This window comes from Streptomyces sp. CBMA156 (assembly GCF_014596515.1).
In the GTDB taxonomy this organism is placed as follows: Bacteria; Actinomycetota; Actinomycetes; order Streptomycetales; family Streptomycetaceae; genus Kitasatospora.
The window spans coordinates 15,795-34,531 of record NZ_MSJQ01000452.1; the positions used below are offsets into that span (position 1 = coordinate 15,795).

Sequence of the window (18,737 nt, forward strand, 5' to 3'; positions counted from 1 at the left end):
AGGGGTCGTGCCGCCGGGAGTCCGTGCCGCCGGGAGTGACTACCCGCCGACCCGGACCAGCGCCAGGGTGATGTTGTCCGGCCCGCCGGCCTCGATCGCCGCCTTCCAGAGCGTGAAGGCGGCCTTGCCGTCCGAGCGGTCCGCCTCCCCGGACGACCGCTCCAGCAGCCCGCCCAGCTCCTCCTCGGGCACCGGGTCGGTCAGGCCGTCACTGCACACCAGGTAGCGGTCCCCGGCGGCCAGCGGCGCGGTCCGGACGTGCGGTTCGACGAAGGTGAGCCCGAGCGAGCCGCCCAGCGTCTGGGTGACCACCGAGGTGGTGCGCCGTCCGGGCGGCAGCGGCGGGCTGTCGTCCACGCTCACCCGGCTCAGCCCGTCCCCGGTGATCCGGTAGACCCGGCTGTCGCCGACGTTGAAGGCCAGGGCCCGTTCGGGCAGCAGCACCAGCCCGGCCACGGTGGTGCCCATCGCGGCGAGCTCCGGCTCCTCGGCGGCGGCCGCGTAGACGGCCCGGTTGCAGGCCTGGAGTTCCTCGCGGACGGCCTCCTCGCCGTCCAGCGCGCCCCCGTCGGCGGCGAGCCTGCGGGCGACGAGGGCGCTGGCCACCTCGCCGCCCGGGTGGCCGCCCAGGCCGTCGGCGACCGCGACCACGCAGGGCGGGCCGAGCGGGAAGAGCAGGGTCTGGGGGTTGGTGGTCACGGTGGCGCAGAGCGTCCACGGCCCGACCGTGAGGCTGTCCTCGTTGTGTTCCCGCACCAGGCCCTCGTGGCTCAGTGCGCTCACCGCGATGTACGGACCCATCGTCCGCCGCCCTTCCGGAGCCCCTCGCGTTGCCGGCCCCCGCCTTCCATTGTCGGCGCCGACCGGGGGATCGGCCGGGGGGACGGCCGGGCGCCGACCGGGGGAAGGCCGGTGGGAACGGCGGTGGGAACGGCGGTGGGAATAACGACCCGCACCCGGATGCTAGTGTGGTTGAAAGTTGGACTACCTGGGATGTGGTGAGCAGCATGCAGTTCGGAATCTTCTCCGTCGGCGACGTGACGACCGACCCCACCACCGGCCGCACCCCGAGCGAGCACGAGCGGATCAAGGCGATGGTGGCCATCGCCCGCAAGGCCGAGGAGGTCGGCCTGGACGTCTTCGCGACCGGCGAGCACCACAACCCGCCGTTCGTCCCGTCCTCGCCGACGACCATGCTCGGCTACATCGCCGCGCAGACCGACCGCATCATCCTCTCCACCTCGACCACGCTGATCACCACCAACGACCCGGTGAAGATCGCCGAGGACTTCGCGATGCTCCAGCACCTGGCCGAGGGCAGGGTGGACGTCATGATGGGCCGCGGCAACACCGGCCCGGTCTACCCGTGGTTCGGCAAGGACATCCGCCAGGGCATCCCGCTCGCGATCGAGAACTACGCGCTGCTGCACCAGCTGTGGCGCGAGGAGGTGGTGGACTGGCAGGGCCGCTTCCGCACCCCGCTCCAGGGCTTCACCGCCACTCCGCGCCCGCTGGACGACGTCCCGCCGTTCGTCTGGCACGGCTCGATCCGCAGCCCCGAGATCGCCGAACAGGCCGCCTACTACGGTGACGGCTTCTTCGCGAACAACATCTTCTGGCCCAAGGAGCACTTCCAGAAGCTGATCGACCTCTACCGCGAGCGCTACGCCCACTACGGTCACGGCACGCCCGAGCAGGCGGTCGTCGGCCTCGGCGGGCAGGTGTTCATGCGGAAGAACTCCCAGGACGCGGTGCGCGAGTTCCGCCCGTACTTCGACAACGCGCCGGTGTACGGCCACGGGCCCTCGCTGGAGGAGTTCACCGAGCAGACCCCGCTGACCGTCGGCAGCCCGCAGGAGGTCGTCGAGAAGACCCTGACCTTCCGCGAGACCTTCGGCGACTACCAGCGCCAGCTGTTCCTGATGGACCACGCCGGCCTGCCGCTGAAGACGGTGCTGGAGCAGCTGGACCTGCTCGGCGAGGAGGTCGTTCCGGTGCTGCGCCGGGAGTTCGCCAAGGGCCGCCCGGCCGGCGTGCCGGAGGGGCCGACCCACGCCGCGCTGGTCGCGGCCAGGGACGCACGGGAGAACGAGACGACGGAGGTGGCCAGGTGACCGCGTTCAAGCTGGTGGTGGTGAGTGCCGGACTGGGCAAGCCGTCCTCGACGCGGCTGCTGGCGGACCGGCTCACCGACTCCACCGTGCGCCGGCTCGCCGCGGAGGGGCGCGAGGTGGACGTCACCGTCGTCGAACTGCGCGACCTGGCGGTGGAGATCGCCAACAACCTCGTCACCGGCTTCCCCGGTGCCGGGCTGCGCGCGGCGATCGGGGCGGTGACGGAGGCGGACGCCCTGATCGCGGTGACGCCGATCTTCACGGCCTCGTACAGCGGCCTGTTCAAGTCCTTCTTCGACGTGATCGACAACGACGCGCTCACCGGCAAGCCGGTGCTGATCGCCGCCACCGGCGGCACGCCCAGGCACTCGCTGGCCCTGGAGCACGCCGTCCGCCCGCTGTTCAGCTACCTGCGCGCGGTGGTGCTGCCGACCGCCGTCTACGCGGCCACCGACGACTGGGGCGCGGCGGGGGACGGGCTCACCGACGGGCTGCCGCGCCGGATCGACCGGGCGGCCGGCGAGCTGGCGGCGCTGCTGGCCGGGCGGGCCCCGGCGGCGCCGGCCCTGCCCGAGCAGGTGGTGCCGTTCGCCGAGCAGCTGGCGGCACTGCGGGTCTGAGCCGGGCCGGAGGGCGGCGGCGCGCCTGACGCTCACTCGGAAGGAGTGGCCGGATCACCCGGGCGGCCCCGTCGGAGCGACCTCCGACGGGGCCGCCCGGCTGCGCGTCCCCCGCGCCGGATTGTCCGCTTTGCGGTGTAATCGTTCCCATGATCGGATCAGTGCTGGTCCTTCCTCCCTCCGGCACCCCCTCGCCACGGTGGGGGCGGCTGCCGTGAGCCTTCTGCGGGAGAATCCCGTCCTCGCGCTGTTCGTCTGCCTGGCGCTCGGCTACCTGGTCGGCAAGCTGCACGTCGGACCGATCCAACTCGGCGGCATCTGCGGCACGTTGATCGTCGCCATGCTGATCGGAAGCCGGCACGTCAGCGTCGACGCCGACGTCAAGAACGTCGCCTTCGCACTGTTCATCTTCTCGCTCGGCTACATCGCCGGCCCCCAGTTCTTCGCCAACCTCAACGCCAAGGGCCTGCGCTTCGCCGTGCTCTGCGTCATGGAAGCGGTGCTGGTCGTCGCGATGGCCTACGGCATCGGCAAGGCCTTCGACCTGGACGTCGGCACCGCGGCCGGCATCCTGGCCGGCGCGGCCACCGAGTCCGCCGTGGTCGGCACCGCCCAGGAGGCGATCTCCAACCTCTCCGGCATCAGCGCCGACGAGTCCGCCCAACTGCAGAACCACGTGGCCGCCGCCTACTCGGTCTGCTACCTCTTCGGCCTGGTCTCCATCGTCCTGCTGACCAGCCAGGTCTTCCCGCTGATGATGCGGATCAAGCTGCCCGACGCCTCCCGCGAACTGTGGCAGAAGCTGCGCGGCGGCAAGGGCGCGCCGGACGGCGACGAGCAGCCCGCGCTGCCCCCGCTGGTCGGCCGCAGCTACCTGGTCTCCCAGGGCGAGGGCTCGACCGTCGCCGGGGTCGAGGAGGTCCAGCCGGGCCTGGTCACCGTCGAGGGCGTCCGGCGGGACGGCCGTACGCTCCACCCCGAGCCGGACTTCCGGCTGCGCCGCGGCGACCTGGTGCTGCTGGTCGGCCGTCGCGAGGCGGTCATCGACACCGGCCACGAGCTGGGCCCGGAGACCTCCGGCGTGCCCGGCCTGGACAGCCCGCTGGTGGTCCGCGACGTCGTCCTCACCAACAAGGACTTCGTCGGCCGGACGGCGGGGGAGCTGGCCGCCGAGCAGCCGTCCACGACCTCGGGGATCTACCTGACCGACGTCCGGCGGGTCGACCAGCACCTGCCCGCCGTCCCCGACACCGAACTGCACCGCGGCGACACCGTGACCGTCACCGGCGCCCGCTCGGCCGTCGAGCGGTTCGCCGCCAAGGCCGGCGTCGGCATCCGCAAGGACGCCATCGACTACATCTACATCAGCCTCGGCATCTGCGTCGGCGTGCTGATCGGCCTGATCACCGTGCACGCCGGGGACGCCGCGCTCTCGCTCGGCACCGGCGGCGGCTGCCTGGTCTCCGGACTGGTCTTCGGCTGGGTCCGGGCCCAGCGGCCCACCTTCGGGGCCTACCCGCCGGTCGCCGCGCAGACCGCCAAGGACCTCGGCCTCTCGGTCTTCATCGCCGTCACCGGCCTGGCCGCCGGCCCGGACGCGGCCACGCTGCTCAGGGACCACCCGGTGCTGCTGCCGCTCTCCGGCATCCTCATGGTCAGCGTCCCGGCGCTGCTCTCGCTGTTCGTCGGCCGCAGACTGCTGAAGATCGAGCCGCCGATCCTGGTCGGCGCCATCGCCGGACAGCAGTGCAGCACCCCGGCGATCACCACCATCACCAACGTCGCGCAGAGCAGCATCCCGATGCTCGGCTACACGATCACCTACACCATCTCCAACTTCCTGCTCCCGCTCACCGGTCCGATCCTGGTCGGCATGCTGGGCGCCTGAGCCGACCGTCCGTCAGCACGCGCAGCGAATGGCCCCCCTTCCCCGAGGAGCGTCGAGAACGCATGACGAAGCCCACCATCGGCCGCGAGGAGATCCGCCGGCTGGCCAGGCTCAGCCCCTTCGAGCTGAAGGCCGAGTTCGTCCGGCTCGCCGAGGCCTGCCAGAGCGACGAGCCCGGGCAGAAGGAGAAGTCCACCGCCCACATGCTCAACGCCGGCCGCGGCAACCCGAACTGGGTCTGCACCGGCCCTCGGGAGGCCTGCCTGGCGCTCGGCCACTTCGCACTGGCCGAGAGCCGCCGGGTCTGGACCGCCGACGACCTCGGCGGAATGCCCGAGCGGTCCGGCATCGCGGGCCGCTTCGACGCCTTCGTCCGCAGCCACCCCGAGCTGCCCGGCATCGAGCTGCTCCGGCGCAGCGTCGAACTCGCCGTGGACCGCTTCGGGTTCGAGCGCGGTGCCTTCGTCCACGAGCTCGCCGATGCGAGCATCGGCGACAACTACCCCGTCCCCGACCGGATGCTGGTGCACGCCGAGCAGATCGTCCGCGGCTACCTGCACGAGGAGCTGATGGACCGCCGGCCCCCGTCGCCGCAGCAGCCCGAGCTGTTCGCCACCGAGGGCGGCACCGCCGCGATGTGCTACGTCTTCGACTCGCTGATGAAGAACGGCCTGCTGCGCAAGGGCGACAGGATCGCCCTGATGGTGCCGGTGTTCACCCCGTACATCGAGATCCCCGAACTGGACGACTACGGCTTCGAGGTGGTCGAGATCCAGGCCGACAAGCTGGTCGAGACCGGGGTGCGCGAGTGGCGCTACCCGGCCGAGGAGGTCGCCAAGCTGGCCGACCCGGAGATCAGGCTGGTCTGCCTGGTCAACCCGAGCAACCCGCCCTCGCTCGCGCTGTCCCGGCAGGTCACCGACCAGATCAAGGAGATCGTGGCCACCGCCAACCCCGACCTGCTGATCGTCACCGACGACGTCTACGGCACCTTCGTGGACGGCTTCCGCACCCTGGCCGCCGAACTGCCCCGCAACACCCTGCTCGTCTACTCGTACTCCAAACACTACGGCGCCACCGGCCACCGCCTGGGCGTGATCGGCCTGGACCGGGACAACGTGATCGACGAGCTGATCGCCGCCCTCCCGGAGGAGCAGAAGGAACGCCTCGCCAAGCGGTACGGGACGCTCAGCCTGGAGCCCGGGAAGATCCGCTTCATCGACCGGCTGGTCGCGGACTCCCGGCAGGTCGCGCTCAACCACACGGCCGGGCTCAGCCTGCCGCAGCAGGTCCAGATGGTGCTCTTCTCGCTGTTCGCGCTGCTGCCCGAGGGCAAGGCGTACAAGGCGCGGGTGCAGGGCATCGTCCGGCAGCGGCTCGACCTGCTGATGGAGGGCTCCGGGATGAAGATCGCGGACGACCCCGGGCGGGCCGGCTACTACGTCGAGCTCGACCTGCTGGCCGAGGCCGAGCGGGTCGCGGGCAGGGACTTCGCGGCCTTCCTGGAGAAGAACTACGAGCCCACCGAACCGCTGTTCCGGCTCGCCGAGCAGACCGGCGTGGTGCTGCTCAACGGGGGCGGCTTCGACGGGCCCGAATGGTCGGTCCGGGTCTCGCTCGCGAACCTCGACGACCTCGACTACCTGAAGATCGGACACCACCTGAAGCAGGTCTTCGCCGACTACCGCGCCGAGTGGGACGCCTCCCGGGCGTCCTGAGGAAGGCCGTGACCATGCAGGCCGAATCGCAAGCAGTCCTCTCCCCGCTGACCGACGCGGCGGTCTTCCTGGTCCTCACCGTCGAACCCGGCGGCGAGGCCGCCGTCCGCGACCTGCTGCCCGACCTCGCCGGACTGCGCCGCGCGGTCGGCTTCCGGATCCCCGACGGCGGTCTCACCTGCGTCACCGGGATCGGCTCCGAGCTGTGGGACCGCCTCTTCGACGGCCCCCGCCCGGCCTCGCTGCACCCCTTCCAGGAGGTGGCCGGCGCCCGCCACCGGGCCCCGGCCACCCCCGGCGACCTGCTGCTGCACCTGCGGGCCGCCCGGATGGACCTCTGCTTCGAGCTGGCCGGCCGGCTCGTCGACCGGCTCGCCGGGGCGGCCACCGTGGTCGACGCCGTCCAGGGCTTCCGCTACTTCGACGACCGTGACCTGCTCGGTTTCGTCGACGGCACCGAGAACCCCGAGGGCAGGGCCGCGGTGAGCGCCGCCCTGGTCGGGGCGGAGGACCCGGAGTTCGCCGGCGGCAGCTACGTCATCGTGCAGAAGTACCTGCACGACCTGGACGCGTGGAACGCGCTGGACGTCGAGGAGCAGGAGGGAGCGGTGGGCCGCACCAAGCTCACCGACATCGAACTGGCCGACGAGGTCAAGCCCGCCGACTCGCACGTGGCGCTCACCGTGATCACCGGGCCGGACGGCGCGGAACGGAAGATCGTCCGCTTCAACATGGCGTTCGGATCCTTCGACCGCGGCGGCGAGTTCGGCACCTACTTCATCGGCTACGCGGCCGACCCGGGGGTGACCGAGGAGATGCTGCGCAACATGTTCGTCGGCAACCCGCCGGGCACCACCGACCGGCTGCTCGACTTCTCCACCGCCGTCACCGGCGGGCTGTTCTTCGTCCCGACCGCCGACTTCCTCGACTCCCCGCCGTCGGTGTCCGGCTCCGGCTCGGACGCTGCCCCTGCCCCCGCTTCAGCCCCTGCTCCGGGCTCCGTCCCGGTCGCCTCCTCCGGAGACGGCTCGCTCGGCATCGGCAGTCTCAAGCGGAACCCCTGACAGCCCCTGACCGTTCCTGACAGTCGCCCGAACAGGACCCCGCACATGAACAACCTTCACCGGGACCTCGCCCCGATCTCCGCCGCCGCATGGGAGGAGATCGAGGAGGAAGCCCGTCAGACCTTCAAGCTCCACATCGCCGGCCGCCGGGTGGTCGACCTCGACGGCCCCGAGGGCGCCACCCTCGCCGCCGTCGGCACCGGTCACCTGACCGGGATCGAGCCCCCGACGGACGGGGTCCGGGCCCGTGCCCGCGCCGCCCAGCCGGTGGTCGAGCTGCGCGTCCCCTTCACCGTCCGCCGGGACGCCGTGGACGACGTCGAACGCGGCTCCAGGGACTCCGACTGGCAGCCGGTCAAGGACGCCGCACGTACCCTCGCCCTCGCGGAGGACCGCGCCGTCTTCGAGGGCTACCGCGCCGGCGGCATCGACGGCATCCGCGCGGCCTCCACCAATCCCCCGGTCCAGCTCCCCGACGACGTCCGCGAATACCCGGAGGCGGTCAGTCACGCCCTCACGGCCCTCCGCCTCGCCGGCGTCGGCGGCCCGTACTCACTCCTGCTCGGCGCCGCCGCCTTCACCGCCGTCAACGAGACCAGCGACCACGGCTACCCCGTCCACAACCACCTCGCCCGCCTCCTCGACGGCGAGATCATCTGGGCCCCGGCCATCGAGGGCGCCTTCCTGCTCTCCACCCGCGGCGGCGACTTCGAACTCTTCCTCGGCCAGGACGCCTCGGTGGGCTACCTCTCCCATGACGCAGAAACGATTCAGCTCTACCTTCAGGAGTCGCTGACCTTCCGGGCGTACACGGGAGAGGCGGCCGTCGTGCTACGGGGCTAGCACCAGAGCGCGATCGATTCGAGGATCTGGTGGGCTATGTACACAGACATGCTCATGGCGCTCGTACTTTCTGGGCTCAATTGGTCGTCAAGGTCCCCGAGGTGGAAGAATTCAATCAGATGCGGGGCCCGTCGATCAAATCGATGCCCGAGAGTCGAACCTCATTTCGATAAATGATGATCGTGTGAAAATTTCGACCGAAGTTCGGCGAGTGCGGAGCGAACTCGTGCGGCCTCGTCCGCGATGTCGACCTGCTCGGCCAAAGTCATGGCTGCCGTCAGGTGTGCGAGGGCGGCGAGGGGGTTTCCGGCTGCCGCCTCGCAGCGGCCCAGGCCGCGCAGTGCGGTCGCCTGCTCGCGGGCGGCGCCGATGGAGCCGGCCAGCTCAAGGGCGAGTGCGTGCTGATCCCGTGCCTCCGCGTGCCGGCCTGCGGCGAGCAGGGTCTGGCCCAGGCCGTTGCGACCGTCCGCCTCGTGGCGGACCGTTCCGGTCTCGCGAAAGATTGCCAGAGCCGACCGGTAGAGCGCGAGGGCGGTTTCGAGCTCTTCGGGGATTTCCAGAGTCCCGGCGAGATTCGTTCGGGCCGCGGAAAGGTCCAGCGGAGGAATGGTGCTGTCCCGGCCGTCCAGAAGGTGCTCGAATATGCCCCGTGCCATCGAAATCCGTCCGGCGCTGAGATGGACTTCACCGATGTTGTTCAGTGTCCGGAATTCAAGGATTCGGTCATCAAAGTTCCGGGCCAGCTGTAACGCGTCGTGGTAGACGGTGAGTGCCGAATCCTCGTCCCCCACGGAGCGGTGCAGAATGCCGATGTTGACGAGGCAGCGGGCGACGTTCCACCGGTCGCCCTGTTCCTCCCGAATGGCCAGCACTTCCTGCTGGATCGTGAGGGCCTCATGGAGCCGGGCCTGGTCCCATCGCACCCGGCCGAGCAGATTGAGGGCGTTTGCCGCCGCGTCCAGGTCGTCCTCCGCCCGGGCCAGGGACAGCCCGCGTTCGAGGGCCTCGGCCGCAGGCTCGTAGCGGGAGGCGGTGGCGAGCGTCGCGCCCAGATCGATCAGGGCCCGAGCCTCCTGCCGGTCGTTCGCCTGCGACCGCCAGTGCGTCGCGGCGGCCCGGTGCATGTCCTGGGCCTCGCTCCAGTAGGCCTCGGCGCCCAGGTGGCCGGCCAGGACGTGGGCGAGCCAGGCACTGCTCTCCGTGAGCCCGATGCGCGGTGCGTGGGCCGCCAGGGCGATCAAGCCGGCATGTTCATCTTCCAGCCAAGTCCTGGCGGATTCAGGAGAGTTGATCTCGAAATCGCCCAACAATCCTGCCGAGTCTTCGAGTTGTTGATCGCCTGGAAGCGGAGTTCTCGATCTGTGTGGGTAGAGCAGGTGGTCGGCGCGGTCGGCGGCGTGCAGGGCGAAGCGGAGCAGTCGCCGGACCGCCGATTCCCGCTGATTCTCATCGACCCCCAAGGCGACGGCGAACTCCCTGAGAAGATCGTGGAGTTGATAGCGTTCGGGCGATATCTCCTGGATGAGATGGCAGTTCAGCAAAGCCTCCAGAACCTCATCCGTATCATCGAGAGTCCACCCGAACAGAGCCGCCGCCGCGTGCACGCCGAAATCCGGTCCGGGATACAGGCCGAGCAGCCGGAACGCCGATCGCTGGCTCGCGGAGAGGTACCGGTAGGAGACCTCGAAGACCCGGGCGATGCTGGAGGTGCCGCTGCGGATCTCGGCCAGTCGGCCGGTCTTGCGGGAGAGTCGCCGGGCGAGGTGGCGGAGGGTCCAGGACGGGCGGGCCTTGAAGCGGCTGGCGGCGATCTCGATGGCGAGGGGCAGGTAGCCGCAACGCTCGACTATCTCGATGACGCTCCCGGTGTCCGTGGAGCGTTCGGGGCCCACCACGTCGGTGAACAGGGCGACGGCGTCGTCCACCGTCAGTACGTCCAGGAACACCGGTCGGGCGCCCGGGAGTTCGGTGAGGCGCTGGCGGCTGGTGACGATCACCAGGGCGGTCGGTGCGGGCGGCAGCAGCGGGCGCACCTGAGCGGCATTCGAGGCGTCGTCGAGCACGACGACCGCGCGGCGTGTGGAGAGCGCCTCGGCGCACAGGGTGAACACCTCGTCGGCGTCCAGCGGGATGGTGGTGGCGGGCACGCCGAGGCGTCTGAGCAGCAGGGTGCCCGCGGCCTCCGGGGTCAGTGGTGGCTGGTTGCCGACGTGGGCGCGCAGGTTGAGGTAGGCGTAGCCGTCCGGGAAGTGCTCGCGCATCAGGTCGGCGGCGTGCAGGGCCAGGGTGGTCTTGCCGACCCCGGGCATGCCGAGGATCGCCGAGACGGTGACCACACCGCCGCGGGCGAGCCGGGCGTCCGGGCCGGGCAGCACCCGGCGGAGGTCGTCCTCCCGGCCGATCAGCCGGTGCTGTCCGGGGATGTCCGCGGGTGGGACGGTCCGGGAGCGGGGGGCCGGGGCGGCCTCGACCCGTTCCGGCGTGCCGGGGAGTGGTTCGCCGCGCAGCATGAGCCGGTGGAGCCAGGTGAGCCGTTCGCCGGGCTCGGTGGCGAAGTGGGCGTGCAGCAGACGGACGACAGCGGGGTAGACGGCCAGCGCGTCGGCCGGCCGGCCGGCGGCGTAGAGCGCGGTCATCAGGTGGCCGGCGAGCCGCTCGTCGGCGGGGCGGTCCTCGCGAAGGGCGGTGAGTTCGGGGATCAGTTCGGTGAAGCGGCCGATCCGCAGGTCGATCTCGATCCGGCGCAGTGTGGTGGTGAAGTGCTGGTCGGCCATGGCGGCACGGGTGGTCTGGGCCCAGGTGCCCGGCAGTCCGGCCAGGGGTTCGCCGCACCACAGGCTCGCGGCGCGGCTCAGTACGGTTCTGGCCTGGTGGTCCTGTCCGTTCTCGGCGAGTAGTCCGGCTTGGTCGGAGAGGTCCAGATACCGATGCCAGTCAATCAGCAGCGGGTCCGCCCGCAAGGTGTACGTGTGCGACCAGGTGTCGATCGCGGGTGCTTCGCGGAGGTCATTCGCCCCGGCGGCCTGGGCCGCCCGTCTCAGCAGCGCGCGCAGATGGGAAACATGGCTGTACAGGCTGGTCAGTGCGCTGGGCGGAGGGTCCTCGCCCCACAGTCTGTATACGAGCGAGTCGTGGGAGAGCCGCCTTCCGGGCTCCAGGGCCAGGGCCGCCAGCAGCTGTCGGCGCTTGTCGGACGGAATCGCCAATTGCTCGCCGTTTACCGATAGTTCAACTGAACCCAGGAGATGGAACTTCACGCGACGCCCCCCGCCGGTTGGCTACCAGCTTGCCGTGTCGCGGGTGAGCATCGCATGAGCCCGGGGTAATCGGCCATACCACCGTCGGGTTCCATGACCACGCTTTTGGGAATATTCTCGACTTGACGACACGTCATCTGCTAGCGCCATAGCGATAATTCGTCCGAGGCCGGGGGGCCCAGTGACAGGATCGACCGCGTCCGGCAGGTGCCGGTGAACGACGTCAACCTGCCGTACGGAGTGGTGCGGAACTCGCTGGCCGGTGCCGCGACGGTCTCCGGCCCGGTGGTGCAGGCCGGTTCGATCCACGGTGGGCTTCATCTGCACGGGCCGCCCGCCCTGCCCACGCCACGGCAACTGCCGCCCTGTCCACGCCGGCTGGTCGGGCGTGAGGCCGATCTGGCGGCACTGGACCGCTCGTTGGCGCCCGACACCGGGTTCGCGGACGCCACCGTCGTGGTGACCGGCCCCGCCGGGGTCGGGAAGACGGCACTGGCCGCGCAGTGGCTGCGCGGCCAGGCCGGCCGCTTCCCGGACGGCCAGCTGTACGCGGACCTGCGCGGCCACGCGCCCGGTGGTCCCGCTGACCCGGCCGAGGCCCTCGGCGGCTTCCTGCGCGCCTTCGGGATCTCTCCGGTGCCGGTGAGCCTGGAGGAGGGCGTCGCGCTCTGGCGCTCGCTGGCGGCGGAGCGGCGGATCGCGGTTCTGCTGGACAACGCCTCGACGGCCGCCCAGGTGCGGCCGTTGCTGCCGGGCACGGACCACACGGTGGTCGTGGTGACCAGCCGTCGCCGGCTCACCGGGCTGGGCATCGACGGCGCGGTGTTCCGGCTGCTTGGCCCGCTCGCCACGGCGGCCTCCACCGAGATCCTCGCCGAGCGGGTCGGCAGGAGCAGGGTGGTCGACGAGAGCGCCGCCGCTGCCGAGGTGGTGGACGCCTGCGCAGGGCTGCCGCTCGCGATCTGCCTGGCAGCGGCACGCATCGCGGCTCGCCCGGCCCAGTCGCTCGCGGCGACCGCCGAGATGCTCGGGCGCGGCACCGACCGGCTGGCGGCGCTGAACGTGGAGGGTGAGACGGTGCAGGATCTCCTGGACGCCTCGTACGGAGTGCTGGAACCGGACGCCGCCCGGCTCTACGGGCTGCTGGGGCTGCTGCCCTTCCCCGTGTTCACGCTGGAGAACGCCGCGGTGCTCGCGGACGTGGACCTGGCGGCGGCCGACCGGTTGCTGGACGGCCTGATGGACGTGCACCTCATGGAGGAGACCGGGCCCGGTCGGTTCCGCTTCCACGACCTGGTGCGGCTGCACGCCCGGGCGCACGGGGCGCAGGTCAGGGACACCCCGCCCGCCAGAGCCGCACTCGACCGGATCGTCGACTGGTACCTCGCCACGGCCACGGCCGCCGAGGCGGTCGTCTCGCCGAGCCATCGCACCCTCGCCCGTGACTACCGCACCCGTTCCGTCCACCCGGCCAGGGAGTTCGAGGGGGATGTGGGGGCCCTGGAGTGGCTCGACGCGGAACGCGACCGGCTCGCCGAGGTCCTGCGCTGGTGCGAGGAACTGGACCGTCCCGCGGCCGCGTGGCAACTCGCCGACGCCATGTGGCCGTTGTTCCTGCGGCTGCGTCCGGTGCGGCTGTGGGTCGAGGCCCACCGGATCGGTCGGCGGGCCGCCCGGGCGGCCGGTTCCCGCAGCGGAGAGCTGCGGATGCTCACCAGCGGCGGGAACGGCCTGCGGAACGCGGGCGAGGGGGAGGAGGCGGCGCGCTGGTTCACCGAAGCCCTCCACCTCGCCCGGGACACGTGTCGTCCGCTGGCCGAGGCGGACGCGCTGTACGGGCTCAGCCAGACCCATCGGATGGCCGGTGAGCTGGACGAGGCCGCCGACTGCCTGCACGAGGTGGTCCGGCTCCGCGAGGCCGAGGCCTACCTGCGCGGTGCGGCGCTGGCCCGGCTGGCGTGCGGCGAGGTGCTGCTGCTGGCGGACCGGGTGGCCGAGGCGGTGGAGCCGATCGAGCGGGCGGGCCGCGAACTGGCCTCGATCGAGGACGACTACGAGGCGGCCCGCGCGACGGCCTTCCTCGGCCTGGCGCACGGCCGGCTGGGCGCGTAGGAGCTCGCCGAGACCCGGTTCGAGGAGGCCCTCGTGGCCTTCCGGGCCCGGCTCTCCGGCCACTGGGAGGCGCGGACGCTGGAGTTCGCCGGTCAGGTCGAGGAACTGCGCGGACGTCCCGAGGCGGCGCGCGCCCGTTTCGAGCAGTCCTTGGCGCGGTACCAGGAGATCCGTGCCGTGGCCGAGGCGGCCAGACTGGCCGACCGCCTCGGCGGCTACGGCGCGGACTCCGCCGTCACCCCCCGTCCCGGCGACCCCGGGACGTGAGCCGGCTCCACCCGGAGCCCGGGCAGTGGCACCCGGCGGCGCTGACCCGGTCGAGGTCGGTCAGTGCCCGTCCGGCCGCGAGCCATGCGTGCGCCAGCGAGCCGAGGGTCGGCGGCGGGACCGGCTCACCGGCCGGGGCGCAGGACCGCAGGACGAGCCGTGCCCCGGTCCGGGCGAGCACCAGCACCGTCCTCGTGCGGTGTTCGGCGGTGGCGACCGCGCATCCGGGATGCGCCGACAGCACCGCCGCGAGCCGCGCGTGGACGTCCGGTGCCGGAACCTGTCCGAGGTGCAGCACGTCGGCGTGCCGGCGCCAGCGGAACCCTTCCGGCTCGGAGAGGTCGAGCACGAGGTGCTCGTCCACGAACCCGGCCCCCGGCGGTCCGTCCGGCAACGTGGACGCCGGGTCCGCCGGGTTCGCGGCCAGCAGGCCGTGGCGGACACCGGTCGTGGACACCACCCGGGCCTCGAACAGGGTGGCCGGCCCGGTGTCCTTCCCCGGGCCCCGGATCGGCACGAGGCGCACGGTGTGCAGCGCGGCCGTCACCCGGCCCGCCGCGACTCGGCCGCCGCGATCGCGTCCAGCGGCTCGGGCAGCGGGAGCGGCTGCGGATCCGGGGTGTGCGCCGGCTGACCCAGTCCGAGGACCCGGTACAGCAGCCGGCGGGCGTTCCGGTCGAAGCGGCCCGGCTCGGAGCTGATCCGGGCGGCGATGGCCGCGTAGTCCTCCGGGCGGTACTGCTCGGCGGCATAGGCGAGTTGGCCGGTGAGTGGATGCCCGGGCGCGAGTGCGGGCGCGGTGCCGGCGAGCTGCGCGGCCGGCGAGCGCGGGTTGACGTGCCGGTGCGGGTACTCGGCGAGCAGGACGGGCGCGCCGGTCATCGCACCGTACAGGGTGACCGAGCCGTGGTCCCCGATGACGAAGTCGGCGGCGACCAGCAGCGGCCGCCAGTCCGTCTCGGGCGGGATCACCGTGACGGCGCCCCGGGCGGTGGCCTTCGCCCAGGAGTGCACCGCGTAGGCCGAGTGTCTGGCGGCGATGTTGGGGTGGGCCAGCAGGACGGCCCGGTAGCCGTGCCGGGGCAGTTCCGTGGTCAGCCTGGGCAGTACGGCGTCGAGCCGGGTGAAGAGCGAGCCGTCCCCCCAGGTGGAGGAGACCAGGACCAGCTTCTCCTCCGGTCGCAGCCCCAGCGCGGCCCGGTAGCGCTCCCGGTGCGGCAGTGCGGCGGCGATCCGGTCGTAGCAGGGGTCGCCGACCACCTCGGCGATCGGCAGGGCCTCCGGGCAGCTGCGCCGGAGTTCGAACAGTTCCTCCTCGTGGGCCAGTGCGAACGCGGCGGGGACGAGCCGCCCCTCCCAGTAGAGGTAGTCGGGACCGAGCCCGATGGCAGCCCGCTCGCCGTCCGGACCGGTGCGCCGGGACAGCTTGATGTTCCCCGCCCCGTGCGGCAGCCGGACGACCGGGCCGTGCAGCTGCTCGATCCCCTGGGAACCGGCGGCGAGCACCAGGTCGAACTCGTGCCGGACCGCCTGCTCCCACGGCAGTACGGTGCCGCCCAGCGCCCGGAGGACCTCCGCGGTGCCCCCGTTGAACGTGTGCGGTGCCACCGTGAACTGCACGTGGATCCTCAGGTCCGAGGCGAGCAGCGCGTAGAAGTCGTGCAGCCGCTTCGCGTACACCATCGTCTGCGCGACCACGAGCACTTCCTTGCGGTCCCGCAGGGTCTCCCACGGCCCGTTGTTGCTCCAGGCGGCCGTCGTGGCCGCGCGCTCCCCGTTCGTCGGTGTGGTGTCCTGTTCCCCGTGCACCAAGGTCATCCTTCTCCCCCTCCTTGATCCCAGGCCGAGGCCGTCGACCGGCCCCGGGGACGATGGTCCCCGCGCCGTCTGGCGGATTCCATGAGGCGATCTGGTCGGTGCTTGCGGAAACCTTGTGTCCACTTCTCCGCACCGGTGGAGGCCCCCGGAAGGCCGGAAGGGTACTGAGTTCCTTTACGAGGGGTACTGAGTGCCGTATTCTCTCGGTGGAGCCTCTGACGCCAGTCGAAGGAGAGCCGACACGGTATGCCGGTCCAGGTGGCGCTTGTGGCGCGCGGGTCGTTCCGGGCCGGGCTTGGCACTCAGTACCCTCGGCATGACTGAGGCCCTGGATTTCAGTGCACCCGCGCACCCGTGACAGGAGAACCGCTCATGAGCTTGAGGATCGTTGTCTGTGTGAAGCACGTGCCGGATGCGACGGGTGACCGTCGTTTCGCGGACGACCTCACCACTGACCGGGAGGGTGTGGACGGCCTCCTGTCGGAGCTGGACGAGTACGGCGTGGAGCAGGCGCTGCGGATCGCGGAGGCGAACGATGGCGCCGAGGTGACGGTGCTGACGGTGGGGCCGGACGACGCGAAGGACGCGTTGCGCAAGGCGCTGTCGATGGGTGCGGACAAGGCCGTGCACGTGAACGACGATGACATCCACGGTTCGGACGTGATCGGGACGTCGGCGGTCCTGGCGAAGGCGCTGGAGCTGACCGGGTTCGATCTGGTGATCGGTGGGATGGCGTCGACGGACGGCACGATGGGTGTGCTGCCGGCGTTGCTGGCGGAGCGTCTGGGGGTGCCGCAGGTGACGCTGCTGTCGGAGGTGTCGGTCGAGGGCGGCGTGGTGAAGGGCCGTCGGGACGGTGACGCGGCGACGGAGCTGGTCGAGGCGGCGCTGCCGGCGGTGGTCTCGGTGACGGACCAGTCGGGCGAGGCCCGGTACCCGTCGTTCAAGGGGATCATGGCGGCGAAGAAGAAGCCGGTGCGGTCGCTGGACCTGGATGACCTGGGCATCGAGGCGGACGAGGTCGGCCTGACGGGTTCGTGGACGGCGGTGGAGTCGGCGGCGGCACGCCCGGCGCGCACCGCGGGCACGGTCGTCAAGGACGAGGGCGAGGGCGGCACGCAGCTCGCGGCCTTCCTCGCCGGCCAGAAGTTCATCTGAGCCGCCCCCACCCCCCGACCCAGCGAAACACGGAGACATTGAGCAATGGCTGAGATTCTCGTCCTGGTGGACCACGCCGACGGTGCGGTCCGCAAGCCGGCCCTGGAGCTGCTGACCCTGGCCCGCCGCATCGGCGAGCCGTCCGCCGTCGTCCTCGGCGCCGGTGCCGCCGCGGCCGACATCGCCGCGAAGGCCGGCGAGTACGGCGCGGCGAAGGTGTACGTCGCCGACGGCGCCGAGTACACCGACCTGCTGGTCGTCCCCAAGGTGGACGCCCTGGCCCAGATCGCCAAGGCCGGCGACGCCGCCGCCGTGCTGGTGACGTCCTCCGGCGAGGGCAAGGAGATCGCCGCCCGCGTCGCGCTGCGGATCGGCTCCGGCATCATCACCGACGCCGTCGACCTGGAGGCCGGTGACGGCGGTCCGGTCGCCACCCAGTCGGTGTTCGCCGCGTCCTTCCAGGTGAAGTCCAAGGTCACCAAGGGCGCGCCGGTCATCACGGTCAAGCCGAACTCCGTCGCGCCGGAGGCCGCTCCGGCCGCCGGGGCCGTGGAGAACGTGGCCGTGGAGTTCACCGGCAACGCCGCGACGGTCACCTCGCGCACCCCGCGGGTCTCCTCCGGCCGCCCGGAGCTGACCGAGGCCGCCATCGTGGTCTCCGGTGGCCGTGGTGTCGGTGCGGCCGAGGGCTTCGGCGTGGTCGAGGAGCTCGCGGACGCGCTGGGCGCGGCCGTCGGTGCCTCGCGTGCCGCCGTGGACGCCGGCTGGTACCCGCACAGCAGCCAGGTCGGCCAGACCGGCAAGCAGGTCTCCCCGCAGCTGTACATCGCGGCGGGCATCTCGGGCGCCATCCAGCACCGGGCCGGCATGCAGACCTCGAAGACCATCGTGGCCGTCAACAAGGACCCCGAGGCCCCGATCTTCGAACTGGTCGACTACGGCGTGGTCGGCGACCTCTTCCAGGTGCTGCCGCAGCTCACCGCCGAGGTGAAGGCCCGCAAGGCCTGATCCCCGCGGGAGGTTCGGAGGGCGTGGCACCGAGTACCACTCGGTGCCACGCCCTCCGCCGTTCCCCGGTGCCGGGCAGCGGAGCCCCCGGCGGACCCGGGCGAGCGCCGGCGGACCCCCGCGCCTCACTCCGTGACGAACGCCGCGAGGTGCTGGGTGAAGCCGCCCTGGGTGGGCGGCAGCGGGCGCGGCTCCGGGTCCTGCACCGGCGGCGGCCCCTCCATCGGCAGCAGCCGCAGCTCGGGCTGGTCGGAGTCGGCGGAGGAGAGCAGCCGCACCCGGGTGCCGACCGGGACGGTGCTGCGCATCCCGTCCACGATGCACCAGACGTCGAAGCCCTCCGCCATGCGGATCAGGGACTTCTGACGGACCAGCGGCGTCCTGGCCTGCTCGACGGCGCAGCGCCGGACCACGCCGGTGCCCTCGCTCGGCTCCAGCCGCAGGTCGGTGGAGCCGCAGGTCGGGCAGAGCAGCCGCTGGAAGGTCGGGTTGTTGCACCACGCGCAGCGCTGGAAGTACAGCGTCGTGCTGCGGGTGTCGGCATCGATGGCTGAGTGGACCACGCTGTCATCTCCCTGCGCTCGGGCCGGTTCGTTCGGCGGAAGTTCGGCAGAAGTTCGGCACGAAAAGGATAGGGAACTCAGTGCCGCCAAGGGAAGGCACTGAGTTCCCTTTTTGCCTTGCGCATGCATAATGAAGGGTACTGAGTACCGTCGTGAACAGGAGTGGCGATCATGAGCCAGGACTTCGATCTCTTCCGTATCTCCGAGGAGCACGGGATGCTCCGTGAGGCGGTGCGTTCGCTGGCCGAGGCGAAGATCGCTCCGTTCGCGGCGGAGGTGGATGAGCAGGGGCGGTTCCCGCAGGAGG

General features: G+C 71.6%; 15 protein-coding genes and 1 pseudogene. 11 read left to right on the plus strand and 5 right to left on the minus strand.

From position 1 onward, the window contains the following. Positions 1-39 precede the first annotated feature (39 nt). Positions 40-801: a PP2C family protein-serine/threonine phosphatase gene (locus tag BU198_RS41065; protein WP_188301801.1), complete on the minus strand. Its 762-nt coding sequence runs from the start codon at positions 799-801 to the stop codon at positions 40-42. A 206-nt stretch (positions 802-1,007) separates the two neighbouring features. Here BU198_RS41065 and BU198_RS41070 point away from each other — a divergent pair, with 206 nt between their 5' ends. From BU198_RS41070 to BU198_RS41095, 6 genes are all read left to right on the plus strand, one after another. Then, positions 1,008-2,114: an LLM class flavin-dependent oxidoreductase gene (locus BU198_RS41070; protein WP_188301802.1), complete on the plus strand. Its 1,107-nt coding sequence runs from the start codon at positions 1,008-1,010 to the stop codon at positions 2,112-2,114. Then, entirely contained in the window at positions 2,111-2,734 is a 624-nt protein-coding gene (locus BU198_RS41075) for an FMN reductase (protein ID WP_188301803.1), read from the plus strand. The genes BU198_RS41070 and BU198_RS41075 overlap by 4 nt, the downstream gene beginning before the upstream one ends. 214 nt (positions 2,735-2,948) lie before the next feature. Continuing rightward, entirely contained in the window at positions 2,949-4,622 is a 1,674-nt protein-coding gene (aspT, locus tag BU198_RS41080; RefSeq protein WP_188301804.1) for an aspartate-alanine antiporter, read from the plus strand. A gap of 62 nt (positions 4,623-4,684) precedes the next feature. After that, positions 4,685-6,340 carry a bifunctional aspartate transaminase/aspartate 4-decarboxylase gene (locus BU198_RS41085; RefSeq protein WP_188301805.1) on the plus strand — a complete coding sequence of 552 codons (1,656 nt, stop codon included), beginning with the start codon at positions 4,685-4,687 and terminating at the stop codon, positions 6,338-6,340. A gap of 14 nt (positions 6,341-6,354) precedes the next feature. Continuing rightward, positions 6,355-7,404 carry a Dyp-type peroxidase gene (locus tag BU198_RS41090; protein WP_188301806.1) on the plus strand — a complete coding sequence of 350 codons (1,050 nt, stop codon included), beginning with the start codon at positions 6,355-6,357 and terminating at the stop codon, positions 7,402-7,404. A gap of 45 nt (positions 7,405-7,449) precedes the next feature. Then, the gene (locus BU198_RS41095) at positions 7,450-8,247 is read left to right on the plus strand and encodes a family 1 encapsulin nanocompartment shell protein (RefSeq protein WP_188301807.1); all 798 of its coding nucleotides are present in this window, start codon (positions 7,450-7,452) and stop codon (positions 8,245-8,247) included. 161 nt (positions 8,248-8,408) lie between these two features. Here the strand turns inward: BU198_RS41095 and BU198_RS41100 are convergent, their stop codons facing one another. Beyond that, positions 8,409-11,453: an AfsR/SARP family transcriptional regulator gene (locus BU198_RS41100; protein WP_188301808.1), complete on the minus strand. Its 3,045-nt coding sequence runs from the start codon at positions 11,451-11,453 to the stop codon at positions 8,409-8,411. A gap of 264 nt (positions 11,454-11,717) precedes the next feature. Here BU198_RS41100 and BU198_RS41105 point away from each other — a divergent pair, with 264 nt between their 5' ends. Both BU198_RS41105 and BU198_RS41110 read left to right on the plus strand, forming a co-directional pair. Beyond that, the gene (locus tag BU198_RS41105) at positions 11,718-13,616 is read left to right on the plus strand and encodes an ATP-binding protein (protein ID WP_188301809.1); all 1,899 of its coding nucleotides are present in this window, start codon (positions 11,718-11,720) and stop codon (positions 13,614-13,616) included. 15 nt (positions 13,617-13,631) lie between these two features. After that, positions 13,632-13,883: pseudogene (locus BU198_RS41110) on the plus strand (tetratricopeptide repeat protein); the annotation flags it as partial. Here the strand turns inward: BU198_RS41110 and BU198_RS41115 are convergent. Both BU198_RS41115 and BU198_RS41120 read right to left on the minus strand, forming a co-directional pair. Further along, a complete protein-coding gene (locus tag BU198_RS41115) occupies positions 13,852-14,400 on the minus strand; it encodes a hypothetical protein (RefSeq protein ID WP_188301811.1) in 549 nt (182 codons plus the stop codon). The pseudogene BU198_RS41110 and the gene BU198_RS41115 sit on opposite strands and share 32 nt — an antisense overlap. Positions 14,401-14,426: 26 nt before the next feature. After that, entirely contained in the window at positions 14,427-15,701 is a 1,275-nt protein-coding gene (locus BU198_RS41120) for a hypothetical protein (RefSeq protein WP_223245617.1), read from the minus strand. A gap of 372 nt (positions 15,702-16,073) precedes the next feature. Here BU198_RS41120 and BU198_RS41125 point away from each other — a divergent pair, with 372 nt between their 5' ends. After that, the gene (locus BU198_RS41125) at positions 16,074-16,859 is read left to right on the plus strand and encodes an electron transfer flavoprotein subunit beta/FixA family protein (RefSeq protein WP_188301812.1); all 786 of its coding nucleotides are present in this window, start codon (positions 16,074-16,076) and stop codon (positions 16,857-16,859) included. Between the two features lie 45 nt (positions 16,860-16,904). After that, entirely contained in the window at positions 16,905-17,867 is a 963-nt protein-coding gene (locus tag BU198_RS41130; protein WP_188301813.1) for an electron transfer flavoprotein subunit alpha/FixB family protein, read from the plus strand. Between the two features lie 125 nt (positions 17,868-17,992). Here the strand turns inward: BU198_RS41130 and BU198_RS41135 are convergent, their stop codons facing one another. Next, positions 17,993-18,430 carry a hypothetical protein gene (locus BU198_RS41135; RefSeq protein WP_188301814.1) on the minus strand — a complete coding sequence of 146 codons (438 nt, stop codon included), beginning with the start codon at positions 18,428-18,430 and terminating at the stop codon, positions 17,993-17,995. A gap of 171 nt (positions 18,431-18,601) precedes the next feature. On the opposite strand from BU198_RS41135, the gene BU198_RS41140 reads away from it, so the two are divergent. Continuing rightward, on the plus strand, positions 18,602-18,737 hold a 136-nt coding region (locus BU198_RS41140; protein WP_188301815.1), incomplete at its 3' end, for an acyl-CoA dehydrogenase family protein.